Genomic DNA, 17482 nt, shown 5'->3' on the forward strand with positions numbered 1-17482 from the left:
TTCCTGTCGATGCCGGTTTAGATACCGGCATCGGCTTTTTTACGGGTACGCTTTACGTACTCGCCCTGCCGAAGCCGGAATTCATGACCGAACCTGCGCTGCTGCCCCGCCCGCAACTTCGACGCATGCTGCGCAAGGCCCGCCGCGCATTGACCCCCAGTCAACAGCGCCAGGCTGCTCGCGGGCTGTACAAGCAAATGGCCCAACAGCCTTTGTTCCGACGCGCCAAACACATCTCCCTGTACCTGCCCACCGACGGTGAAATCGATCCCAGTGTGCTGCTGCGTGCCGCGCAACGCCGAGGCAAGGTCACCTATTTGCCGGTGCTCAGTGCCTGGCCGCGAACCAAAATGGTGTTCCAGCGAATTCGCCCTGGCGAAAAGCTCAAACCCAATCGTTTTCGCATTCTCGAACCCCGCCATAACCTCGCCCGGCAACGCAAGGTCTGGGCGCTGGACCTGGTGCTGCTGCCATTGGTCGGGTTTGACGATGTCGGCGGACGCCTGGGCATGGGCGGCGGCTTCTACGATCGTAGCCTGGCGTACCTGGCGCGGCGCAAAAACTGGCGCAAGCCGACGTTGTTGGGGCTGGCCCATGAATGTCAGAAGGTAGAACGATTGGCTCAAGCGAGCTGGGATGTGCCGTTGCAGGGAACGGTGACGGACAAGGCCTGGTATTACGCAGGCTAGACGCCACTGCGATCAGCGGCGTCGGCAAGACAGCTTCAGCGCTTGAAGGCCGATGGCTGCAGTTGTTGCGGTTGCTGTTGCGGCGCAATCTCGATCGGTGCATCAGGGTTGTTGTTCCACAGGCTTTGGGCGTAGCCGGTGGTCACGACGCCGAGGCCGAACAAAATCACCAAAATCCATAGTAAATCCGGTTTGCGTTTCATCGATTGCCTCCCAAAGGCATATCAACACGATGACAGCAGCGGTTTCCGTTGTGGCCGTGCAGCAGCGTCTAGCTAAGAAGGCGCGCATTCTGCGACAACGTGAACCGACACGCAAACGCTGGCGTCAACCGACCGTCGGTTTGTCATAAAATTGCCGGACAACTTGCCCACTTACCTCGCAAGGAGCAAAACCATGGCCTATTGGCTGATGAAATCCGAGCCCGACGAACTCTCGATCAAGGATCTGGAGAAGCTCGGCAAAGCGCGCTGGGACGGGGTTCGCAACTACCAGGCCCGTAATTTCCTGCGGGCCATGGCGGTGGGCGACGAGTTCTTCTTTTACCACTCCAGCTGCCCCGAACCAGGCATTGCCGGGATTGGCAAGATTGTCGAAGCCGCGTATCCGGACCCGACGGCGCTTGAACCGGAGAGTCATTACTTCGATCCGAAGGCTACCGCGGAAAAAAACGCCTGGAGTGCAATTGATGTCGCGCATGTCGAGACGTTTACCAGGGTGCTGAAGCTGGATTATCTGAAGCAGCAGACGGCATTGGCCGAGATGCCGCTGGTGCAGAAAGGCTCGCGGCTGTCGGTGATGCCGGTTACACCAGAGCAATGGGCAGCGGTGATAGCGTTGCATGCTTGAGCCTTGTAGCGACTGCAAGAATGCTTTCGCGAGCAGGCTCGCTCCCACACTGGATTTGAATTCACTGGAGATCCCCTGTGGGAGCGAGCCTGCTCGCGAAGAGGCCCGCCAGGACAGTGAAAATCTTATTGAATGATGAGGTTGTTGAACAACAAATCCTCAACCACCGGCTTGCCGGTTTCATCGTTCATCACTTGTTGGGCCTGCTTCAAGGCCTCCTGACGCAGCTTCTCCTTGGCCTCGACATTGTTCATCGCCTCGGTGGTCTGCTGCGCAAACAACGCCACCAACTGATTTCGAATCAGCGGTTCGTTGGCCTTCACCAGCTTGGCCGCCTCGTCCCCGGTCACCCGCAACGCCACATCAGCCTTGTAGACCTTGAGCTTCGGTGTACCGTCCAGCCCATAGTTACCCACGAACGGCGGGCTCAAGGTGATGTAATTGACCTTCGGCGCTGCACCTTCCTTGGCTTCTTCGGCCACCGCTGCCACGGGCAGAGACAGGGCCAGCAACAACATGATCCACGCTTTCACACTTCGCTCCTTATCCGGTTTGCGGCCTAGCATATCGACCCGCCGCGCCAGCACAAGCTTATGGCGGCCTATCAGGGCGGGGCATGCTCGTTGACCCTTCAATTCACACACCTACACTTATCGGCCATCACTCCAAAAGGAATAGCCCTGATGAAAGCCGTGCTGTGCAAAGCCTTCGGCCCTGCCGAATCGCTGGTGCTGGAAGACGTCGCCAGTCCTGTCGCGAAGAAGAATGAAATCCTGCTGGAGGTGCACGCCGCCGGGGTGAATTTCCCTGACACGCTGATCATCGAGGGCAAATACCAGTTCAAACCGCCCTTCCCTTTTTCCCCTGGTGGCGAAGCGGCAGGCGTGGTCAGTGCGGTGGGGGAAAAGGTCAGCCACCTGAAAGTCGGCGACCGGGTCATGGCCCTGACCGGCTGGGGCAGCTTTGCCGAAGAAGTCGCGGTGCCGGGCTATAACGTGATGCCGATCCCGCCGTCCATGGACTTCAACACCGCCGCCGCCTTCAGCATGACCTACGGCACCTCGATGCACGCGCTCAAGCAACGGGGCCATCTGCAACCGGGTGAAACCCTGCTGGTGCTCGGCGCTTCCGGCGGTGTCGGCCTGGCGGCGGTGGAAATCGGCAAAGCCATGGGCGCCCGGGTGATCGCTGCCGCCAGCAGCGCGGAAAAGCTCGCCGTGGCCAAGGCGGCCGGCGCCGATGAGCTGATCAACTACAGCGACACCAGCCTCAAGGACGAAATCAAGCGCCTGACCGACGGCCAGGGCGCCGACGTGATCTATGACCCGGTGGGCGGCGACCTGTTCGACCAGGCCATCCGCGCCATCGCCTGGAACGGCCGCCTGCTGGTGGTCGGTTTCGCCAGCGGGCGCATTCCGGAACTGCCGGTGAACCTGGCGCTGCTCAAAGGTGCTGCCGTGGTCGGCGTGTTCTGGGGTTCATTCGCCCAGCGCCAGCCACAGGACAATGCGGCAAACTTCCAGCAACTGTTTGGCTGGTTTGCCGAGGGCAAGTTGAAGCCGCTGGTGTCGCAGCTGTATCCGCTGAGCAATGCGGCGCAGGCGATCAATGACCTGGGCCAGCGCAGGGCGGTGGGCAAGGTGGTGGTGCAGGTTCGCTGAATCTGCTCACGACAAAAAAGGCCAGAACAACGGACGAGGTTGTTCTGGCCTTTTGATTGATGTCTGCAGATCTTCTGCAGACAATCGCCTAACAATAAATTTAACCTTGTTTGGCGGTACATATGTAACGCACCCGCTGATGAATATTTCTTCAACCTGACGCCATACAGACACAAGGAGTAACTGTATGAGCAATCAAAACTGGACACCTGGCCAGCCTTACCATATAACTGTCACAAAAATAAACCCATACATGCAACAAACTTACTCACAAAACCTCGGAGGTGGTGGGTATGACCGAACTGGCCGCACAAGAAATAGATCTCGTACCGGCACCGACTTATTTAAATTCTTAACCAAACAAGATATAGACGACATCAATGAAGCCATCTATATTTCCAACACCATTTTGGCTATCGAAGCACACAAGCCGAATATATTGAATCAGTTTCAAATCAGACTTAATCAACTACCCACCACCCTTCAAGGTGAAATAAGCACAGCCACCAATAACTATGGTGGAACTCACGGCCTTTCACCAGCAGATGCTCTTACCCGACAACAAACAGCTGTAAACCATCTAATCCACCAAAAAACCACCGACCAAAATGTTTATCAAACCAAGGCAAATGCGTTCTACGGCAGTGATCCGATAGTACGAACCCAACAAGACTTTATCGAAGCATATCTTCGCATTCCGTCTTCGGAGGTCCTTTCGAAATGGACAGAGTCTTTCACCTCGGCATATGCAGCGCAGTTAGCGGCAGAAGAGGTAAGACAGTTAACTCACCGATCCCAAGCCCTGACTTCTCAGACAAATCAAGCAAGAGCGGAAGAGCAGTTAGTTGCAATTCAAAAAGCAGAGGCCGAGAGAGCAGCACGCGAAAGAGCTGCTGCAGAATAGAAACGGCAATTCGAATTGGCAAGACAGGCCGAACTTAATAAAACGCAGACCACTGCGACTACACTAGCAGATAAATTTGATGAAATATATGTGCAACTCGCCGCGAGCCTTCCCGATGATGATATTGACAAAAAATTGCGATTGCTTAAGGACAAACTCGTTGAACTGACTGCTCTAAGCCAAGATGCGACTAACGCGGAAAACGCTGTTTGGACAGGATTTGGCGAACAAAGAAACTTCAGCCGCTTGTCCTCGCTAATGAAAATAAAAGTCGACATCGATGCGTTAACTCAGAAGAAATATCAGATAGAAAAAGTAATCCTGCCCGCTGTGAGTGGGGCGGAGGCGTCATTAAAGCCTTTAGTGACGACTCCGGATGGTTTGATAGCTGGCTATGAAACCCTGCCGATTTCCTTGGGAGGGGCAATTGATGCAGTGAGGAAAGCGGGCGCCGCACTGGGGTCTGGACAATTGGCGGTTTTGGTTGGTTCCGTGTTCTACTCGCCATCGCTTGGAAACGGTGAATTACAGCGTAGTCCTGTGGTGTTGAGTATCCCGTTTTCGCAACTTTCAAGAGGACTCGCTGACAACATAAACTTGCTCGACAATGACTCCATCACCGTGCCATTTCGAGCCATCTCTTCCGTCCGAGGAGAACACACACAACTTTATCTTTCCGAAACAGGTGAAAGACTGTCCGATAGAGTCAGGGTCAGAAAGGTCAAACTCGATCCGCTATCCAATCTCTACACCTTTACAACTGAAGGCCTGCTCCCAAGAACGCTGACATGGACGCCCAATAACGCGCCAGGAAGCGAAACCTTAGGCTCAACGGCATTACCCTCAGAACAATCTGATATTAAAATTTATCCCGGAGCCAGAATCACACCAGTTGAGGGGCGGAGTGATGAACATCCGACATGTGATGAGGCTGACTCGGACGATTACATACTGTGGTTTCCGAAAGAAGCCGGCATCAAACCTGTGTATGTTATGGCGAGCCGTACCGGTCCGCGCTTTGAACCGGGAACGGTCACAGGAATGGGAAAAGCAGTCGGAGAAAACTGGCTAGGGAGTGCATCGACAACAGATGGGGCACCGATTCCGTCTCAGATAGCGGATCAATTACGTGATCAAGACTTCAGAGATTTTGATAAATTCAGGGAAAAATTATGGAGTACTGTGACGAACGATCCGGAACTGAGTAGGCAATTTAGCCCCCTAAACAAAACAATACTGAAAGATGGCTACTCGCCATACGCCCCTCGAAAGGAGCAAGTTGGAGGACGGGAAAAATTTGAAATCCATCATGTTCATCCAATTGGTACAGGAGGCGAGGTGTACAATATTGACAACATGGTCATAATGACTCCGAAAACCCATATTTCTTTGCATTCGAAGGATAAAGGTGAACCACAATGAATTCGAACAAACCATATAATCAATACACGGAATCCGAATTTCTAGAGCTCATCAATCGGCTGTTTCTCGCAGATTATTCATCCGAAGAGGAACTTGATGCACTTGTTCACCAAATAGTCGACACCTCTGAGCACCCAAACGGTACGGATATCCTTTTTTATCCTGAACAAGGTGTTGACAACTCACCTGCCGGGATACTTGCCAGCATTAAAGAGTGGCGTGAAGCAAACGGCAAACCCGGCTTCAAACCAGACTAAAATCGCATGATACAAAGAAGCGCGGCCACGTAGCCGCGCTCCTCCGTTGTTAAAGCAACTTGCGAATCTCCTCCGGCAGCAAGCTCATGTATTTAAGCTCCGGGCCGCTCCGGCAACTTCTGACAATGTTTGGCACACGCTTATTCAGCTTGGCGATCCATTCCAGGCGCTGTTCCTTCGGCAATTGGGTGACGTGAAACACGTTCGACAGATACGCCCGGGTGTAATGAAACGGCGCGGCATCCACCCACGCATGCTCCGGAACATTCAGCAGTTGCTCATTGACGTCGCGACATTGCAATTTCTTCAGCCACTGGTTGGTATGGATCGGCGAGTCGAGATCCAGCCGGAATACCAGAGGCGCAATAATTTCCTGCCTGGCAGGTTTGTCCTCATCGACCGTCCAGGGCCTGAACCGCCACTGTTCAATCGCGACTCGGCCTGCTTCGGCCAAATCAGGATGATCGCTCTCCAGGATCTTGACCTTGCTCACCGAACCATCGGCATTGGCGGTGAACTCGACTCGGGGGTTATGCCAGCCCTCAGAAGCGCTGGAGGATAAATCGGCTTAGGGTTGCTTTCCGGTATCAGAAAGAACTCCCCTGCCCTGATATCTGCCGATAAACCTAGCAACAGCACAAACGCAAACCACCGCATAACCCCTCCCTTCCATGATCGAAACACTAAAACTCCCTTGCAAAGCTTACGCAGCAGCGACCTGGAACAGAACGTCGCAACCTCTCCTTTGAACGAAGGACGCTTCCCAAAAACCAGTACTCATCCGGACAGATGAGGCGCAAAGGATGGAGGTGGTAACCCTTCCTACAACGTCCTTCACTTACGTCTGAGCGACATGTTCGTAAGAGAACATGCGACCGCCAAAATTTCCGCTGTTTGACCACTGCGAAGCGGTGCTATTTTCGGTAACGAAACTGTAACATTCGCATCCGCAGTCAAAACAAGAAATCTGGAGCCTTTGAATGTTTGCTTTCTTTCGTCCTGCCGCACATCAGGCTCCATTGCCTGAAGAAAAAATAGACAACACCTACCGCCGCCTTCGCTGGCAGATCTTCGCCGGGATTTTTATCGGCTACGCCGGTTATTACCTGCTGCGCAAAAACTTCTCCCTGGCCATGCCTTATCTGATCGAAGAGGGCTATACCCGCGGTGAGCTGGGCCTGGCGCTGTCGGCGATTGCCATTGCCTACGGCCTGTCCAAGTTCTTGATGGGCATCGTGTCCGACCGTTCCAATCCGCGATTCTTCCTGCCCTTCGGCCTGTTGGTATCGGCCGGGGTGATGTTCATTTTCGGCTTTGCGCCCTGGGCGACGTCCAGCGTGACCATCATGTTCATCCTGCTGTTCATCAACGGCTGGGCCCAGGGCATGGGCTGGCCGCCGAGCGGGCGGACGATGGTGCACTGGTGGTCGCAGAAGGAGCGCGGTGGCGTAGTGTCTTTATGGAACGTGGCGCATAACGTCGGCGGCGGCCTGATCGGCCCGTTGTTCCTGCTCGGCATGGGCCTGTTCAATGACTGGCACGCGGCGTTTTACGTACCGGCCGCGGTCGCCCTGGCGGTGGCGGTGTTTGCCTTCGTCACCATGCGCGACACCCCGCAATCGGTGGGCCTGCCGCCGATCGAGAAGTACAAGAACGACTACCCGGAAGGCTACGACGCCAGCCACGAAGAAGAATTCAGCGCCAAGGAAATCTTCGTCAAATACGTGCTGCGCAACAAAATGCTCTGGTACATCGCCCTGGCGAACGTCTTCGTCTACCTGTTGCGCTACGGCGTGCTGGACTGGGCGCCGACCTACCTCAAGGAAGCCAAGGGCTTTACCGTGGATAAAACCTCGTGGGCGTACTTTTTCTACGAGTGGGCGGGTATTCCGGGCACCCTGTTGTGCGGCTGGATGTCGGACAAGATCTTTCGTGGCAACCGTGGCCTGACCGGCATGGTGTTCATGGCATTGGTCACCGTGGCGACCCTGGTGTACTGGCTGAACCCGGCAGGTAACCCGACCGTCGACATGATCGCCTTGATCTCGATCGGCTTCCTGATCTACGGCCCGGTCATGCTGATCGGCTTGCAAGCGCTGGAACTGGCGCCGAAGAAAGCGGCCGGTACGGCGGCGGGCTTCACCGGGCTGTTCGGTTATCTGGGGGGGTCGGTCGCGGCCAGTGCAGCCATGGGCTACACCGTGGACCACTTCGGTTGGGACGGCGGTTTCGTCTTGCTGATCGGCGCATGCCTGCTGGCGATGGCCTTCCTCGCCCCGACCCTGTGGCACAAACAGGTCGCCAGTCAGAGCCGCGAAGCACTCGCCTGATCGGTTGTTGATTTGCAGCGCTTGAGCCGCGCCTCCAGATTCCGGTCTGGCATGGCGTGGCTACGCAGGGCGCTGGCGGTCTGCTCGACGTAATCGCGGGTAGTGCCGTAACGCCCGCGAGCGTTTTCGAACACATGGCTCAGCACATGATCCGGCAAGTTGCCGGCATAGCTGGGCAGGTGCCGCTCCAAAACGAATCCCAATGCCTGAACCTGGTTGCCGTCTTCGAGACGGCAGTTGAGCCAGTGTGGGCGATAGGACGGGAATGGCATCTCGCGTTGCCACAGTGCGTAAAGAGACGCGTCGAGGTGCTCTTCGGGCAAGCGATAGGCAAACCCGCTGCAAGAGCCGCCACGATCCAGGCCGAACACCAGGCCAGGCACTTCCGGCGTGCCGCGATGTTCGTGGGACCACAGGTACAAACCACGATGGTAGCCATGCACCCGACCGCGTACGCGCTCCACTGCCGGGCATTCAGGCCTCCAGATCAGCGAGCCGTAGGCGAACAGCCACACCGGCCCGCCCTTATGACGCGCCATGGTCGTTTGCATCGAGCTGAGCAATTGTTCGTGCGTAAGCTGCGGCCCCAGATCGAGCCGCGGAGGGTAAGCCAGATTCAAAAAAGCAGATTCAATGGCGCTCATGGCGAAATAGCGTTCAGCTCCCCCGAATCAAGATTACTTAATAGAACGCACCGCTGTAACAATAAGGCACATATGTTTCGAGGCAAATTAAGTGCCATGGCACAGTTTTTAACTATTTGCCTGAACAAGATATAACCTACCGGTATTTATAAAAATTTATAAATACCGATCAGCTATATAGGGGGTTATAACCTGTAGGAGCGAGCTTGCTCGCGAAGGTCGTTAACGATTACGCGGGAAGTCAGGTTTCCCGCAGCGCTCTTGAGTCCATCGCGAGCAAGCTCGCTCCTACAGTGTGGAGGGCAGCCTCAGGGTCTGGGCGCGTACGCAAACACGTCCGCACGCATCTGATGTGCATCCATCCCCGCTTCGACCAAGGCATCCAGCGTGCCGTAGACCATTGCCGGAGAGCCGCTGGCGTACACATGCAGGGTTTTCAGATCAGGGAAGTCCTCGCACACCGCCTCATGCAACATGCCGCAGCGCCCCTGCCAGCCGCATTGATCGCTGACGACTTTATGCAGGAACAGATTGGGCAGTTTCAGCCATTCGTCCCAATGTTCGATGGCATAAAAATCTTCAGGACGACGCACACCCCAATACAGGTGCACCGGGTGCTTGAAGCCCGCGGCGCGGCAATGCTCGATCAGGCTATGAATCTGGCCCATGCCGGTACCCGCGGCGATCAGTACCAGCGGGCCTTCCGGCAACTCCGCCAGATGGGTATCGCCAAACGGCATCTCGATCCGCACCATCGGGTTGCGTTGAAGCTGTTCGATCAGGCTCAGCGCACTGCTTTCGCGCGCCAGTACGTGAATTTCCAGATCGCGCCCGCCATGGGGGGCCGAGGCCAGGGAGAACGCCGATTTCTCGCCGCTCTCGCGCTCGATCATCAGGTACTGGCCGGCGTGATAACGCGGCGGTTTGCCGGCCGGAGCCCGCAGACGCACGCGAAAGGTATCGCCGCCGACGTCCCTGCATTCAATGACCTGACACGACAAGCTGCGCACCGGCAGTTCTCCCAGCGCGAGCACGCCATCCCACAGCAGGATGCAGTCTTCCAGCGGCTCGGCTATGCAAGTGTAGAACTCGCCATGGTCGCGCACATTACCGGCCTGTTCGACCCGCCCTTCCACCAGCAACGCGGCGCACACATGGCAATTGCCGTTACGACAGCTTTGTGGGCATTCATAACCCAGGCGCCGCGCGCCATCGAGAATCCGCTCGCCGGGCAGAATCTCAAGCACTGCTCCGGAGGGCTGCAAGGTTACACGCATCAATCTATTCCTAACTGATTCCAGATGGCATCGATCCGCTGGGTCACGGCTTCGTCCTTGACGATCACCCGGCCCCACTCGCGAGTGGTTTCGCCGGGCCATTTATGCGTGGCATCGAGCCCCATCTTCGAACCCAGGCCGGAAACCGGCGAAGCGAAGTCGAGGTAGTCGATCGGCGTGTTGTCGATCATCACCGTGTCGCGCTTGGGGTCCATGCGCGTGGTGATGGCCCAGATCACGTCGTTCCAGTCCCGTGCGTTGATGTCGTCATCAGTGACGATAACGAACTTGGTGTACATGAACTGTCGCAAAAACGACCAGACACCGAGCATTACCCGCTTGGCATGGCCGGGATACGACTTCTTCATGGTCACGATGGCCATGCGGTACGAGCAGCCTTCGGGCGGCAGGTAGAAGTCGGTGATCTCCGGGAACTGCTTCTGCAGGATCGGCACGAACACTTCATTCAGCGCCACGCCGAGGATCGCCGGCTCATCCGGCGGACGGCCGGTGTAGGTGCTGTGGTAAATCGGTTTGATCCGGTGCGTGATGCGCTCGACGGTGAACACCGGGAAGCTGTCGACTTCGTTGTAATAACCGGTGTGGTCGCCGTAGGGACCTTCGTCGGCCATTTCACCCGGATGGATCACACCTTCGAGGATGATCTCGGCAGTGGCCGGCACTTGCAGGTCGTTGCCGCGGCACTTCACCAGCTCGGTGCGATTGCCGCGCAGCAGCCCGGCGAAGGCGTATTCGGAGAGGCTGTCCGGCACCGGCGTCACGGCACCGAGAATGGTCGCCGGGTCAGCACCCAGGGCCACGGATACCGGAAACGGCTGGCCCGGATGCTTCTCGCACCACTCGCGGTAATCCAGCGCGCCGCCACGGTGGCTCAGCCAGCGCATGATGACCTTATTGCGGCCAATCACTTGCTGACGGTAAATGCCCAGGTTCTGCCGATCCTTGTTCGGACCTTTGGTGACGGTCAGGCCCCAGGTGATCAGCGGGCCGACATCGCCAGGCCAGCAGGTCTGCACCGGCAGCATTGCCAGATCGACGTCATCGCCTTCGATGACCACCTCCTGGCAGACCGCGTCCTTGACGACTTTGGGCGCCATGGCGATGACCTTGCGGAAGATCGGCAGCTTGGACCAGGCATCCTTCAGGCCTTTTGGCGGCTCAGGCTCCTTGAGGAACGCCAGCAACTTGCCGATCTCGCGCAACTCGCTGACGGCCTCCGCGCCCATGCCCAGCGCCACGCGCTCGGGGGTGCCGAACAGGTTGCCGAGCACCGGTATGTCATAACCCGTGGGCTTTTCGAACAGCAGGGCCGGACCTTTGGCACGCAAGGTGCGGTCGCAGACCTCGGTCATTTCCAGCACAGGGGACACCGGAACCTGGATGCGCTTGAGTTCGCCGCGCTGTTCCAGGCCGCTGATAAAGTCGCGCAAGTCGCGATACTGCATGCGTGAGCCTCGTTTTGGCCGTGGCGTTCGGGGGCAGGCAGTTTAGCGCCGAACCCCTCCATTCAGAACCACGAACTGCCGGTTCATCAAAAATCAGATAGCAAAAAGCCGGGTTTCCCCGGCTTCTTGGCCCGTTCGATTTACTTGCGTTTCATCGACAGGAAGAACTCATCGTTGGTCTTGGTCGTTTTCAGCTTGTCGACCAGGAACTCGATGGCGGCGATTTCGTCCATCGGGTGCAACAGCTTGCGCAGGATCCACATGCGTTGCAACTCGTCGTCGGCCGTCAGCAACTCTTCGCGGCGTGTGCCGGAACGGTTGATGTTGATGGCCGGGAACACGCGTTTTTCAGCGATGCGGCGATCCAGCGGCAGTTCCATGTTGCCCGTGCCTTTGAATTCTTCGTAGATCACTTCGTCCATTTTCGAGCCGGTTTCAACCAGCGCGGTGGCGATGATGGTCAGCGAACCGCCTTCTTCGATGTTCCGCGCGGCACCGAAGAAACGTTTCGGTTTCTCCAGGGCGTGGGCATCGACACCACCGGTGAGCACTTTGCCGGAGCTCGGGATCACGGTGTTGTAGGCGCGCGCCAGACGGGTGATGGAGTCGAGCAGGATCACCACGTCTTTCTTGTGTTCGACCAGGCGCTTGGCCTTCTCGATCACCATTTCGGCAACCTGCACGTGGCGGGTTGGCGGCTCGTCGAACGTCGAGGCAACCACTTCGCCGCGCACGGTGCGCTGCATTTCGGTCACTTCTTCCGGACGTTCGTCGATCAGCAATACGATCAGATGAACTTCAGGATTGTTACGCGCGATGTTGGCCGCGATGTTCTGCAGCATGATCGTTTTACCGGCTTTCGGCGGTGCAACGATCAGACCGCGCTGGCCTTTGCCGATCGGGGCGCACAGGTCGATCACTCGACCGGTCAGGTCTTCAGTGGAACCGTTGCCGGCTTCCATCTTCATGCGCACGGTCGGGAACAGCGGGGTCAGGTTCTCGAAGAGAATCTTGTTTTTCGCGTTCTCGGGACGATCGTAGTTGATCGTATCGACCTTGAGCAGCGCGAAATAACGCTCGCCTTCCTTCGGAGGGCGGATCTTGCCAACGATGGTGTCACCGGTGCGCAAGTTGAAGCGACGGATCTGGCTCGGCGAGACGTAGATGTCATCCGGGCCGGCGAGATAGGAAGCGTCAGCGGAGCGCAGGAAGCCGAAGCCGTCCTGGAGAATCTCCAGCACGCCATCACCGGAGATTTCCTCGCCGCTTTTCGCGTGCTTTTTGAGCAGGGAGAAAATCACGTCCTGCTTGCGCGAACGGGCCATATTTTCTATGCCCATCTGTTCGGCCAATTCGAGCAGTTCGGTAATCGGCTTTTGCTTGAGTTCAGTCAGATTCATATAGGAATGACGTAATCATTTATGGAGGGGGGAAATTAAGCTTTTGGCTTAATGAGGCCGCGCCGCAGAGAAGGCGACAGGATCGCGTACTAATTCGAAAAGGAGTGCGTCGGCGACGGCTAGCAGGGGGCATTGGAGAAACCAGTGCGGGGCCGAATGTACCACCTGAGTTTCGGAGCGTCTAGCCCTGAATAACGAAAAAGCCCCGCGAAGTGCGGGGCCTTTTTTCGGACACTTTACGACGACGCTTAAATGTTGGCGTCGAGGAAAGCCGCCAGTTGCGACTTCGACAGTGCGCCGACCTTGGTCGCTTCGACGTTGCCGTTCTTGAACAGCATCAGCGTCGGGATCCCGCGCACGCCGTGCTTGGCCGGGGTTTCCTGGTTTTCGTCGATGTTCAGTTTGGCAACGGTCAGCTTGCCAGCGTAGGTGCCAGCGATCTCGTCCAGTACCGGGGCGATCATTTTGCAAGGGCCGCACCACTCAGCCCAGTAGTCAACAAGCACAGGGCCAGCAGCCTTCAGTACTTCTTCTTCGAAGTTAGCGTCGGTGACGTGCTTGATAAGATCGCTGCTCATGGATGTCTCCGGGTTGTAAGCAATAAAAAACGTGGCCCATCATAGCCGCCCTTCCCGTGTTCAGGAAGCCGCAGATGATTGAGTCTCGCTATGGCGGTCCATGAGTTTGGGTATAGCTCAAGTCATGAGGTGGCGGGAGCGACGAAGGCAATTCCAGTGCGCAGGGCTGCGTTTCGCACATGTTCCTGCATGGCCTTCTGCGCGGCGCCGGACGCCCGCCGGGCCAGTGCGCGGAGGATTTTACGGTGCTCCTGCCAGGTTTCCATGGCCCGCTCGGCCCGGATGAACGGTAGCTTTTGGCTCTCCAGGAAGATGTCGGCGCTGGCGGTCAGGATGCTCAGCATCGCCTGATTGCCGCTGGCCAGCAGGATGCGCCGGTGAAATTCGAAATCCAGTCGCGCCGCTGCTTCAAAGTCGCCGGCCTTCAATTCGTTGCGCATGGCGGCGACATTATCGTCCAGGGCATCGAGCTCGTGGGTGCTCAGGGTCACCGCCGCCAGGCCGGCCGCAAAGCCTTCCAGGGCATAGCGCAACTGGAAGATATCCAGCGGCGAGGCTTGCGCCGCAAATGGCCAACCCAGCGCCGCATCACCTCGCGGCAAATCCACCGGCGATTGCACGAATACACCTTTGCCCGGCTGGATGCTGATCACTCCCAGGGCACTCAAGGACGACAACGCCTCGCGCAGCGACGCCCGACTGACCCCCAATTGCAACGCCAGGTCCCGTTGCGAGGGCAATGCGTCCCCCGGTCCGAATCCTTGTTCGGTGATCAGTTTGCGGATGGCTTGCAGCGCCACTTCAGGTACGGCTTGGGAGATCGAGTTCATGGTTTTTCGACGAACCAGGCGAATGAGCGGTTAGTTGTAAAGCTATTCGCGACGCCCGGCAAGTCGTGCCCCATGGGGGTTCGGTGTTCTTCAGGGGTGCGCTATCGGGGTGCGAAACGTCGCCTGACTGTTCAGACCAGTAAGACCGAATAGAACCAGTAAAACCGTGGCCTGCACACCCCAAAAACCGATCTTGGCATGGCCCGTGCTCTATCGAATCGTAGAAATTACTTCCCGTCGATTCGGAGATTTGCCATGGCCCAGCGTTACAGCGCCCTCCTCGCCCTCCTGTTTGCCAGCCTGATGCTGAGCCAGGCGCCCGCCCACGCCGACGGTTTGGAGGATGTGGTCAAGCGCGGCGTCCTCAAGGTGGCCGTGCCCCAGGACTTCCCACCGTTCGGCTCGGTCGGCCCGGATATGAAGCCACGCGGACTCGATGTCGACACCGCCAGACTGCTGGCCGACCAACTCAAGGTCAAACTCGAATTGACGCCGGTCAACAGCACCAACCGCATCCCGTTCCTGACCACCGGCAAGGTCGACCTGGTGATTTCCAGCCTGGGCAAGAACCCCGAGCGCGAGAAGGTCATCGACTTCTCCAGCGCCTACGCCCCCTTCTACCTCGCCGTATTCGGCCCGCCCGATGCCGATATCAAAGGCCTGGACGACCTGAAGGGCAAGACCATCAGCGTCACCCGGGGCGCCATCGAGGACATCGAGTTGAGCAAAGTCGCTCCCGAAGGCGCGACCATCAAGCGCTTCGAAGACAATAACTCGACCATCGCCGCCTACCTCGCCGGGCAAGTCGACCTGATCGCCAGCGGCAACGTGGTGATGGTGGCGATCAGCGAGCGCAACCCGAAGCGCGTGCCGGCGCTGAAAGTGAAACTCAAGGATTCGCCGGTCTACGTCGGCGTGAACAAGAACGAGCCGGCGCTGCTGGGCAAGGTCAACCAGATCCTGGCCACCGCCAAGACTGACGGCGCGCTGGAGAAAAACGCCCGGACCTGGCTCAAAGAGCCGCTGCCGGCCGATCTCTGATCGCTGCAGGGGAGACTGAACATGTCCTATCAGTTCGACTTCATTCCAGTGGTGCAAAACACTGACCTATTGCTGCGCGGCGCCCTGTTCACCCTTGAGCTGACCGCCATCGGCGCCGTGTTCGGGGTAGGCCTGGGCATTGTCGGGGCGCTGGTGCGAGCGTGGAACATCCACCCGTTCTCAGCAATCTTCGGTGTCTACGTCGAGTTGATCCGCAACACGCCGTTCCTGGTGCAGTTGTTTTTCATCTTCTTCGGCTTGCCGTCCCTGGGTGTGCAGATTTCCGAATGGCAGGCGGCGGTGCTGGCGATGGTGGTCAACCTCGGGGCCTATTCGACCGAGATCATCCGCGCCGGCATTCAAGCGATCCCCCGCGGCCAGCTGGAAGCCGCTGCCGCATTGGCGATGAGCCGCTTCGAAGCCTTTCGCCACGTGGTGCTGCTGCCGGCGCTCGGCAAAGTCTGGCCGGCCCTGAGCAGCCAGATCATCATCGTCATGCTGGGCTCGGCGGTCTGTTCGCAGATTGCCACCGAAGAGCTGAGCTTTGCCGCCAACTTCATTCAGTCGCGCAACTTCCGCGCCTTTGAAACCTATGCCCTGACTACGCTGCTCTACCTGTGCATGGCGCTGCTGATCCGCCAGTTACTGAACTGGATAGGTCGCCGGTACATAGCAAGGAGCAACCAATGAGCGACTTCACTTTCTGGGACATCCTGCGCAACCTGCTCACGGGCCTGCAATGGACGTTGGCACTGTCGCTGGTGGCGTTTGTCGGCGGCGGGCTGATCGGCTTGCTGATCATGGTCATGCGCATTTCAAAAAAATCCCTGCCCAGCAGTGTCGCCCGCACGTACATCGAACTGTTCCAGGGCACGCCGCTGTTGATGCAGCTATTCCTGGTGTTCTTCGGCGTCGCGTTGGCCGGGGTGGAGATTTCGCCGTGGATGGCCGCGGCGATCGCCCTGACGCTGTTCACCAGCGCCTACCTGGCGGAGATCTGGCGCGGTTGCGTCGAGTCGATCCCAAACGGCCAGTGGGAAGCCTCTGCAAGCCTGGCGCTCAACCCACTGGAGCAACTGCGCTACGTCATCCTGCCGCAAGCGCTACGGATCGCCGTGGCGCCGACCGTGGGCTTTTCGGTGCAGGTGGTCAAAGGTACCGCCGTCACCTCGATCATCGGTTTCACCGAACTGACCAAGACGGGCGGCATGCTCGCCAACGCGACCTTCGAGCCGTTCATGGTCTATGGCCTGGTGGCCCTCGGTTACTTCCTGCTCTGCTACCCCTTGTCCCTCAGTGCGCGCTATCTGGAAAGGAGACTGCATGCCTCTGCTTAGAATTTCGGCCCTGCATAAATATTACGGCGATCACCATGTGCTCAAAGGCATCGACCTGAGCGTCGAGGAAGGCCAGGTGGTGGCGATCATCGGCCGCAGCGGCTCGGGCAAATCCACCTTGTTGCGCACTTTGAATGGCCTGGAGTCGATCAACGACGGCGTGATCGAAGTCGACGGCGAATACCTCGACGCCGCCCGCGCCGACCTGCGCAGCCTGCGGCAGAAAGTCGGGATGGTGTTCCAGCAGTTCAACCTGTTCCCGCACCTCACCGTGGGCGAAAACGTCATGCTTGCACCGCAAGTGGTGCAGAAAGTGCCAAAAGCCAGGGCTGTCGGACTGGCGCGGGAGATGCTGGAACGGGTGGGTCTGGGGGAAAAATTCGATGCGTTTCCGGACCGGCTGTCCGGCGGGCAGCAACAGCGGGTGGCAATTGCCCGGGCGTTGGCGATGTCGCCCAAGGTTTTGCTTTGTGATGAGATTACTTCGGCGCTGGACCCGGAACTGGTCAATGAAGTGTTGGGCGTGGTTCGGCAGCTGGCGGCGCAAGGCATGACCTTGATCATGGTCACCCATGAAATGCGTTTTGCCCGGGAGGTTGGGGATAAGTTGGTGTTCATGCATCAGGGCAAGGTGCATGAGGTGGGGGATCCGAAGGTGTTGTTTGCCAATCCGCAGACGGCGGAACTGGCGAATTTCATCGGGACGGTGGAAGCGGCGGGCTGATAGATATTCAGCGCCCTGAGGCCGTCTTCCCGAGCAGGCTCGCTCCCACAATGGATTTTGGGTACACATGCAA

General features: G+C 57.7%; 20 protein-coding genes. 11 read left to right on the plus strand and 9 right to left on the minus strand.

From position 1 onward, the window contains the following. Positions 1 to 83: 83 nt before the first annotated feature. Positions 84 to 689, plus strand: a complete 606-nt coding sequence (locus tag F8N96_RS16275) for a 5-formyltetrahydrofolate cyclo-ligase (protein ID WP_150798656.1) — start codon at positions 84 to 86, stop codon at positions 687 to 689. Between the two features lie 35 nt (positions 690 to 724). On the opposite strand, the gene F8N96_RS35065 is transcribed toward F8N96_RS16275, so the two are convergent. Next, positions 725 to 892: a hypothetical protein gene (locus F8N96_RS35065; protein ID WP_191630673.1), complete on the minus strand. Its 168-nt coding sequence runs from the start codon at positions 890 to 892 to the stop codon at positions 725 to 727. A gap of 193 nt (positions 893 to 1085) precedes the next feature. Here F8N96_RS35065 and F8N96_RS16280 point away from each other — a divergent pair, with 193 nt between their 5' ends. After that, the gene (locus tag F8N96_RS16280) at positions 1086 to 1538 is read left to right on the plus strand and encodes an EVE domain-containing protein (RefSeq protein ID WP_150798657.1); all 453 of its coding nucleotides are present in this window, start codon (positions 1086 to 1088) and stop codon (positions 1536 to 1538) included. Between the two features lie 125 nt (positions 1539 to 1663). Here F8N96_RS16280 and F8N96_RS16285 read toward each other — a convergent pair whose 3' ends face one another. Then, the gene (locus tag F8N96_RS16285; RefSeq protein ID WP_150798658.1) at positions 1664 to 2071 is read right to left on the minus strand and encodes a flagellar basal body-associated protein FliL; all 408 of its coding nucleotides are present in this window, start codon (positions 2069 to 2071) and stop codon (positions 1664 to 1666) included. Positions 2072 to 2221: 150 nt separating this feature from the next. Between F8N96_RS16285 and F8N96_RS16290 the strand changes: the two genes are divergently transcribed. From F8N96_RS16290 to F8N96_RS16305, 4 genes are all read left to right on the plus strand, one after another. After that, positions 2222 to 3199: an NADPH:quinone oxidoreductase family protein gene (locus F8N96_RS16290; RefSeq protein ID WP_150798659.1), complete on the plus strand. Its 978-nt coding sequence runs from the start codon at positions 2222 to 2224 to the stop codon at positions 3197 to 3199. Between the two features lie 187 nt (positions 3200 to 3386). Beyond that, entirely contained in the window at positions 3387 to 4103 is a 717-nt protein-coding gene (locus tag F8N96_RS16295; protein WP_150798660.1) for a hypothetical protein, read from the plus strand. 15 nt (positions 4104 to 4118) lie between these two features. After that, the gene (locus F8N96_RS16300) at positions 4119 to 5525 is read left to right on the plus strand and encodes an S-type pyocin domain-containing protein (protein ID WP_150798661.1); all 1407 of its coding nucleotides are present in this window, start codon (positions 4119 to 4121) and stop codon (positions 5523 to 5525) included. After that, complete coding sequence (locus F8N96_RS16305; RefSeq protein ID WP_150798662.1) at positions 5522 to 5782, plus strand: bacteriocin immunity protein; 261 nt, start codon at positions 5522 to 5524, stop codon at positions 5780 to 5782. Before F8N96_RS16300 ends, F8N96_RS16305 begins: the two co-directional genes overlap by 4 nt. A gap of 49 nt (positions 5783 to 5831) precedes the next feature. Here the strand turns inward: F8N96_RS16305 and F8N96_RS16310 are convergent, their stop codons facing one another. Continuing rightward, the gene (locus F8N96_RS16310) at positions 5832 to 6275 is read right to left on the minus strand and encodes an energy transducer TonB (RefSeq protein WP_318187373.1); all 444 of its coding nucleotides are present in this window, start codon (positions 6273 to 6275) and stop codon (positions 5832 to 5834) included. A gap of 487 nt (positions 6276 to 6762) precedes the next feature. On the opposite strand from F8N96_RS16310, the gene glpT reads away from it, so the two are divergent. Next, positions 6763 to 8112, plus strand: coding sequence for a glycerol-3-phosphate transporter (gene glpT / locus F8N96_RS16315; protein WP_150798663.1), 1350 nt, complete (start codon positions 6763 to 6765; stop codon positions 8110 to 8112). On the opposite strand, the gene F8N96_RS16320 is transcribed toward glpT, so the two are convergent. From F8N96_RS16320 to F8N96_RS16345, 6 genes are all read right to left on the minus strand, one after another. After that, positions 8088 to 8756 carry a gamma-glutamylcyclotransferase gene (locus F8N96_RS16320; RefSeq protein WP_150798664.1) on the minus strand — a complete coding sequence of 223 codons (669 nt, stop codon included), beginning with the start codon at positions 8754 to 8756 and terminating at the stop codon, positions 8088 to 8090. The two genes, glpT and F8N96_RS16320, sit on opposite strands and share 25 nt — an antisense overlap. Before the next feature lie 308 nt (positions 8757 to 9064). Next, positions 9065 to 10033 carry a CDP-6-deoxy-delta-3,4-glucoseen reductase gene (locus F8N96_RS16325; protein ID WP_150798665.1) on the minus strand — a complete coding sequence of 323 codons (969 nt, stop codon included), beginning with the start codon at positions 10031 to 10033 and terminating at the stop codon, positions 9065 to 9067. Further along, positions 10033 to 11499, minus strand: coding sequence for a 4-hydroxy-3-polyprenylbenzoate decarboxylase (gene ubiD / locus F8N96_RS16330; protein ID WP_150765605.1), 1467 nt, complete (start codon positions 11497 to 11499; stop codon positions 10033 to 10035). The genes F8N96_RS16325 and ubiD overlap by 1 nt, the downstream gene beginning before the upstream one ends. Before the next feature lie 140 nt (positions 11500 to 11639). Next, positions 11640 to 12899, minus strand: coding sequence for a transcription termination factor Rho (gene rho / locus F8N96_RS16335; RefSeq protein WP_007942421.1), 1260 nt, complete (start codon positions 12897 to 12899; stop codon positions 11640 to 11642). A 248-nt stretch (positions 12900 to 13147) separates the two neighbouring features. Next, on the minus strand, positions 13148 to 13477 hold the full coding sequence (gene trxA / locus F8N96_RS16340; protein WP_007899382.1) for a thioredoxin TrxA: 330 nt from the start codon (positions 13475 to 13477) through the stop codon (positions 13148 to 13150). A gap of 122 nt (positions 13478 to 13599) precedes the next feature. Then, positions 13600 to 14307: a FadR/GntR family transcriptional regulator gene (locus F8N96_RS16345; RefSeq protein WP_150798666.1), complete on the minus strand. Its 708-nt coding sequence runs from the start codon at positions 14305 to 14307 to the stop codon at positions 13600 to 13602. Positions 14308 to 14562: 255 nt separating this feature from the next. On the opposite strand from F8N96_RS16345, the gene F8N96_RS16350 reads away from it, so the two are divergent. The 4 genes from F8N96_RS16350 to F8N96_RS16365 are packed head-to-tail and all read left to right on the plus strand — an operon-like array spanning position 14563 to position 17409. After that, positions 14563 to 15348, plus strand: coding sequence for a transporter substrate-binding domain-containing protein (locus F8N96_RS16350; RefSeq protein WP_150798667.1), 786 nt, complete (start codon positions 14563 to 14565; stop codon positions 15346 to 15348). Between the two features lie 21 nt (positions 15349 to 15369). Continuing rightward, entirely contained in the window at positions 15370 to 16038 is a 669-nt protein-coding gene (locus F8N96_RS16355) for an amino acid ABC transporter permease (protein ID WP_150798668.1), read from the plus strand. Continuing rightward, positions 16035 to 16685 carry an amino acid ABC transporter permease gene (locus F8N96_RS16360; protein WP_150765601.1) on the plus strand — a complete coding sequence of 217 codons (651 nt, stop codon included), beginning with the start codon at positions 16035 to 16037 and terminating at the stop codon, positions 16683 to 16685. The genes F8N96_RS16355 and F8N96_RS16360 overlap by 4 nt, the downstream gene beginning before the upstream one ends. Next, positions 16672 to 17409 (plus strand): amino acid ABC transporter ATP-binding protein, encoded by a 738-nt coding sequence (locus F8N96_RS16365; RefSeq protein WP_150798669.1) that lies wholly within the window; start codon positions 16672 to 16674, stop codon positions 17407 to 17409. Before F8N96_RS16360 ends, F8N96_RS16365 begins: the two co-directional genes overlap by 14 nt. Positions 17410 to 17482: the final 73 nt, after the last annotated feature.

Origin of the sequence: Pseudomonas fluorescens (genome assembly GCF_902497855.1) — a bacterium.
Taxonomy (GTDB): Bacteria; Pseudomonadota; Gammaproteobacteria; order Pseudomonadales; family Pseudomonadaceae; genus Aquipseudomonas; species Aquipseudomonas fluorescens_BI.

Excerpts from the sequence above, each read along its gene's own strand:
- F8N96_RS16275 (WP_150798656.1), top strand. The coding sequence starts at position 84 with ATGACCGAACCTGCGCTGCTGCCCCGCCCGCAACTTCGACGCATGCTG.
- F8N96_RS35065 (WP_191630673.1), bottom strand. The coding sequence starts at position 892 with ATGAAACGCAAACCGGATTTACTATGGATTTTGGTGATTTTGTTCGGC.
- F8N96_RS16280 (WP_150798657.1), top strand. The coding sequence starts at position 1,086 with ATGGCCTATTGGCTGATGAAATCCGAGCCCGACGAACTCTCGATCAAG.
- F8N96_RS16290 (WP_150798659.1), top strand. The coding sequence starts at position 2,222 with ATGAAAGCCGTGCTGTGCAAAGCCTTCGGCCCTGCCGAATCGCTGGTG.
- F8N96_RS16295 (WP_150798660.1), top strand. The coding sequence starts at position 3,387 with ATGAGCAATCAAAACTGGACACCTGGCCAGCCTTACCATATAACTGTC.
- F8N96_RS16305 (WP_150798662.1), top strand. The coding sequence starts at position 5,522 with ATGAATTCGAACAAACCATATAATCAATACACGGAATCCGAATTTCTA.
- glpT (WP_150798663.1), top strand. The coding sequence starts at position 6,763 with ATGTTTGCTTTCTTTCGTCCTGCCGCACATCAGGCTCCATTGCCTGAA.
- F8N96_RS16320 (WP_150798664.1), bottom strand. The coding sequence starts at position 8,756 with ATGAGCGCCATTGAATCTGCTTTTTTGAATCTGGCTTACCCTCCGCGG.
- F8N96_RS16325 (WP_150798665.1), bottom strand. The coding sequence starts at position 10,033 with ATGCGTGTAACCTTGCAGCCCTCCGGAGCAGTGCTTGAGATTCTGCCC.
- ubiD (WP_150765605.1), bottom strand. The coding sequence starts at position 11,499 with ATGCAGTATCGCGACTTGCGCGACTTTATCAGCGGCCTGGAACAGCGC.
- rho (WP_007942421.1), bottom strand. The coding sequence starts at position 12,899 with ATGAATCTGACTGAACTCAAGCAAAAGCCGATTACCGAACTGCTCGAA.
- trxA (WP_007899382.1), bottom strand. The coding sequence starts at position 13,477 with ATGAGCAGCGATCTTATCAAGCACGTCACCGACGCTAACTTCGAAGAA.
- F8N96_RS16345 (WP_150798666.1), bottom strand. The coding sequence starts at position 14,307 with ATGAACTCGATCTCCCAAGCCGTACCTGAAGTGGCGCTGCAAGCCATC.
- F8N96_RS16350 (WP_150798667.1), top strand. The coding sequence starts at position 14,563 with ATGGCCCAGCGTTACAGCGCCCTCCTCGCCCTCCTGTTTGCCAGCCTG.
- F8N96_RS16355 (WP_150798668.1), top strand. The coding sequence starts at position 15,370 with ATGTCCTATCAGTTCGACTTCATTCCAGTGGTGCAAAACACTGACCTA.
- F8N96_RS16360 (WP_150765601.1), top strand. The coding sequence starts at position 16,035 with ATGAGCGACTTCACTTTCTGGGACATCCTGCGCAACCTGCTCACGGGC.
- F8N96_RS16365 (WP_150798669.1), top strand. The coding sequence starts at position 16,672 with ATGCCTCTGCTTAGAATTTCGGCCCTGCATAAATATTACGGCGATCAC.